General features: G+C 72.1%; 3 protein-coding genes and 1 pseudogene. 2 read left to right on the forward strand and 2 right to left on the reverse strand.

The genetic code is table 11. The annotated features are described in order from the left end of the window. Window positions 1-52: 52 nt before the first annotated feature. Together PV721_RS41875 and PV721_RS41880 are read left to right on the forward strand one after the other, a co-directional pair. A pseudogene (locus PV721_RS41875) lies at window positions 53-466 on the forward strand (PP2C family protein-serine/threonine phosphatase); the annotation flags it as partial. A 292-nt stretch (window positions 467-758) separates the two neighbouring features. Beyond that, window positions 759-1,790: a M23 family metallopeptidase gene (locus PV721_RS41880; RefSeq protein WP_319733922.1), complete on the forward strand. Its 1,032-nt coding sequence runs from the start codon at window positions 759-761 to the stop codon at window positions 1,788-1,790. Here PV721_RS41880 and PV721_RS41885 read toward each other — a convergent pair. Both PV721_RS41885 and trmB read right to left on the reverse strand, forming a co-directional pair. Then, window positions 1,699-3,066 carry a PrsW family intramembrane metalloprotease gene (locus PV721_RS41885; RefSeq protein ID WP_319733923.1) on the reverse strand — a complete coding sequence of 456 codons (1,368 nt, stop codon included), beginning with the start codon at window positions 3,064-3,066 and terminating at the stop codon, window positions 1,699-1,701. The genes PV721_RS41880 and PV721_RS41885 overlap by 92 nt on opposite strands. 43 nt (window positions 3,067-3,109) lie before the next feature. Beyond that, on the reverse strand, window positions 3,110-3,922 hold the full coding sequence (gene trmB, locus PV721_RS41890) for a tRNA (guanosine(46)-N7)-methyltransferase TrmB (protein WP_416371289.1): 813 nt from the start codon (window positions 3,920-3,922) through the stop codon (window positions 3,110-3,112). Window positions 3,923-4,092: the final 170 nt, after the last annotated feature.

Raw genomic sequence — 4,092 nt, forward strand, 5'->3', positions numbered from 1 at the left:
TTTTTTTTTGGGTCCGGAGATTTGATAAAGGGCAGGGGGGGGCGGGGTCTGGCGGCTGCTCAACCGGGGGCACCCGGAGCCCCTGCTGCTGCACGGGGACGGGGAACTGGCGGTCCTCGCCCCGGCGGAGCCCGCCCTGCCGCTCGGCATGGGGGAGCTGGGCGGCTGGCCGGACCGGGCGGAGGAGTGGGCGTTCCCCGCGGGCACCACCCTGCTGCTCTACACGGACGGGCTGACGGAGGCCCGGGACCGGGCGGGCGACTTCTACGATCCGGCGGCCCGGCTGCGCGGTCGGATCTTCCCCGGGCCGCATGCGCTGCTCAGCGCGCTCAGCAGCGACGTGCGCCGGCACACGGGCGGCGGGGCCACGGACGACATGGCGCTGCTCGCGGTGGGCCGGCCGGAGCAGTGGCAGCCGGAGCGGCGGCGGACCGTGCCGGTGGTGCGCCGGGGCGACGGTACGTGACGCAACGTGTTCGAAGTAGTGCTCTCTGCAAGTCTATTGACAGGGCGTCATGTTCTGCATGTGGCCGAAGAGGTGAGGTAGTCGCTTGATTTTTGCCCGAATTGATGAGGTTCTATGGTGAAAAAGCCTGGCCAGAGCCAGCCATTGCGTGTCTGATTGGTGCGAACGATCAAGCGCAACAGCTTGGAATCACTCCCCTGCGTCTATTACCTTTCGATAACGCAGCGCGGTCGTCCCAGCCGTCGTAAGAGACGGCGCCGTGCGCGTGCGCGTCAATGAGGAGTGTGCCCCGGTGGCCTCCAACTTGCCTGCCCCTGAAGGCACCGAGATCCAGGAGCCGCCCACTGCGGGCGCCTGGGGCGAGTGGAACCCCACCGAGGACTCGGTCCGTCCGGTCCGCGGCAAGCACCGGGTCGCCAAGCAGCGCGGGGGACTTGCGCGCAGCTCCACCGTGCTCGGCGTCGGTGTCATCGCGGCGGTCGGCGCCGGCGGCATCGCCCATGCGCAGGACCGGCCCCAGGTCGCGATATCCATGCCGTCGATGCCCGATCTGCCCGACCTGCCCGATCTGATGTCCGGTGGCGACTCCCGGCAGTCGGACGGCGGTTCCGGGTCGGCGGCCCAGGCGGCCGCGCGGACGGGGATCATCGCGCAGCAGAGCGACCGCGCCGACGCCGGCGAGCTGCTGCGCAACCGCATCCTCCAGCAGGCCGAGTCCCAGAAGGACGCCGCCGAGGCGAAGGTCCGGGCGGACGCCGAGCGCGCCGCGCAGGAGGCCGCCGCCCAGGAGGCCAAGGGCAGGCTGGAGGAGGCCCGCCGGGCGGCCGAGGAGGCCAAGGCGCAGGCCGAGGCGAAGGCCGCGGAAGAGGCCGAGGCGGCGAGGAAGGCCGCCGAGGCCAAGGCCGAGCAGGAGCGCGCCAGGTCGGCCGGCGGCTACTCCCTGCCGACCTCCGCCTACACCCTCACCTCGCACTACGGGGACTCCGGCTCCATGTGGTCCTCCGGCCACCACACCGGCCTCGACTTCGCGGCCCCGACCGGTACCCCGGCCAAGGCGGTGGCCGCCGGAAAGATCACCTCGGCCGGCTGGTCCGGCGCGTACGGCTACCGGATCGTGCTGCAGCTCGAGGACGGCACGGAGATCTGGTACTGCCACCTCTCCTCGATGTCCGTGACCTCGGGCGCGGTCGGCGCCGGCGAGACCATCGGCCGGGTCGGCGCCACCGGCAACGTCACCGGACCTCATCTCCACCTGGAAGTACGCAAGGGCGGCTCGACGATGGACCCGCTGGCGTGGCTGGAGTCCAAGGGCCTGAACGTCTGAGGTCCGGCTCCGCCCGCCGCGGCACGGGTACGGCGGGCAGCGCGGCCTCGGGGGCGGGGACGGCCGGGGGAGCCCGCAAGGGGTCGAACCAAGGCGGAAGCAGCTCCTCCATGACGGCCGCCCGGGCCAGCGCCGGGCCCGCCACCGCACGGCGCTGCCAGAGCCGGTGCAGCAACTCCCGTTCCCGGCCGGCGAAGTCCGGCTCCCCCACCGGGCCGCCCCGGCGCGCCCGGTTCCGCAGCAGGGCCAGGGCGGCGGCGTCCGCCTCGTACCGGGCGACCGCGCGTCCGGCGGCCCGGCCCCCGCTGTGCCGGGCCAGGGCGCGCGCCAGTGACCGGGCCGGCAGCGAAGCCAGCGCCGGCACCTCGGCGGGTCCGAACCAGCCGGCGGCCGCGTACACCGCCAGCTCTTTGGACACGACCCGCAGCCGGCCGCGCCGTATCCGCACCGCCAGCCACACGAGCAGCCCGAACGCCGGGACCATCACGAAGGCGTAGACCGTGTAGAAGCCGTGCTCCCCGAACCGGGAGGAGCCGTTCCACAGCGCGTGCATGCCCATGGCCGGCGCCAGGCCGAGCAGCGGCAGACAGATCCTGCGGTACCGGCGGACGCTGAGCGCGGCCGCGCCGAAACCGAGCCCGGTGAGCACCGTGAACAGCGGGTGCGCGAACGGCGACAGCACTATCCGGACGAAGAAGGTCGCCGCCGTCACCGACTCCAGCACGCCGGAGCCCTCGGCGAGGTCCTCACCGTAGGCGTTGCCGAGGTAGAGGATGTTCTCGGTGAAGGCGAAGCCGGTGGCGGTGAATCCGGCCACGACGAAACCGTCGGCGGGACCGGTGAAATGGCGTCTGCGGAACACGAACACCAGCAGCAGGGCAGCGGCCTTGGCGCTTTCCTCCACCACCGGGGCGACGGCCACCGAGCCCAGGTGGTCGGCGCCGGAGGGGTCGGCGGTGGCCGCGGCTATCCACTCGGTGGCGAAGTTGTTGGCCAGTATCGCGATCAGCGCCGCGGCGCAGGCACCCCAGCCGAAACAGAACAGCAGCTGCGGCCAGGGCGCGGGCGCGGCCCGGCCGAGCCACCGGAAGGCCGCCATGAGCGGCGGCACCGGTAACAGGGCCAGGCCGAGACCGACGAGGAAGCCGGGGGTGCCGGTCTGCTCCCGCACGAGTTCGAGGATCGCGATGCCGGTGACGGCGAGCAGGGTGAGGAGCACGCACGTGCGGACCGTGCCCGACGGACGTGCGAGCACAGGGCGGAGCGCTCGGAACACACCATGACCCTAGCGAGCCGGTCTGACACGCGCGGTGACGTTGTCAGTTCTCCCTGCGACGGAAGAGCAAGTCGTGTACGACGTGCCCCTTGTCGAGACCCTGGCCCTCGAAGCGGGTGAGCGGCCGGAACGCGGGGCGCGGGGCGTAGCCGCCGTCGGCCTGCGTGTTCTCGAAGTCCGGGTGCGCGCTGAGGACTTCGAGCATCTGCTCGGCGTACGGCTCCCAGTCGGTCGCGCAGTGCAGCACGGCGCCGGGGGCCAGGCGGGTGGCGGCCAGCGTGAGGAACTCGGGCTGGATCAGCCGGCGCTTGTGGTGGCGGGCCTTGGGCCAGGGGTCCGGGAAGTACACGCGGATCCCGTCGAGGGAGTCGGGGGGCAGCATCTCGCGGAGCAGGATGATCGCGTCGCCGTTGGCCACGCGGACGTTGCTGAGTCCGCCCCGCTCGGCGAGGGCGAGGAGGTTGCCCTGCCCGGGGGTGTGCACGTCGGCGGCGAGGATCCCGGTGCCGGGGTCTTCGGCGGCCATCTGCGCGGTGGCCTCGCCCATGCCGAAGCCGATCTCCAGGACGACGGGGAGGCCGTCGAACATCGCCTTCAGGTCGATGACCTCGTGGCCGTCGATGTCCAGGCCCCAGGTGCCCCAGAGGCGCTTCAGGGCCTCGCCCTGCCCGGTGGTGACCCGGCTGCGCCGGGGCTGGAAGCTCCGGATCCGCCGCTCGTGGTGCGAGCCGGCCGGATCCGGCGAGGGCCCGTCCGGGAAGCGGGGCTCGGTCCGCCACTTGGGCGGCACGTACGAACTCGCCTCCGGCGCGGCGTCCGGGAGGCTGGGCGGCTGGGGGTTCAGGGACTCAGACACAATGCCGTGATTCTACGACGGGGGGCCAGGCGGCCGCCCGTCCTGGGGCTGGGCCCGCTTCGGCCCGCCCGGCGCACCTCTTAATACACCTCGGCCGTGGCCGACGCCTAAAATGATTAGATGCTGGTGGTTGTGTACAACAAAAAAAAAATAACACCGTAGCACAACAA

This window comes from Streptomyces sp. MB09-01, from assembly GCF_033794505.1.
Classification (GTDB): Bacteria; Actinomycetota; Actinomycetes; order Streptomycetales; family Streptomycetaceae; genus Streptomyces.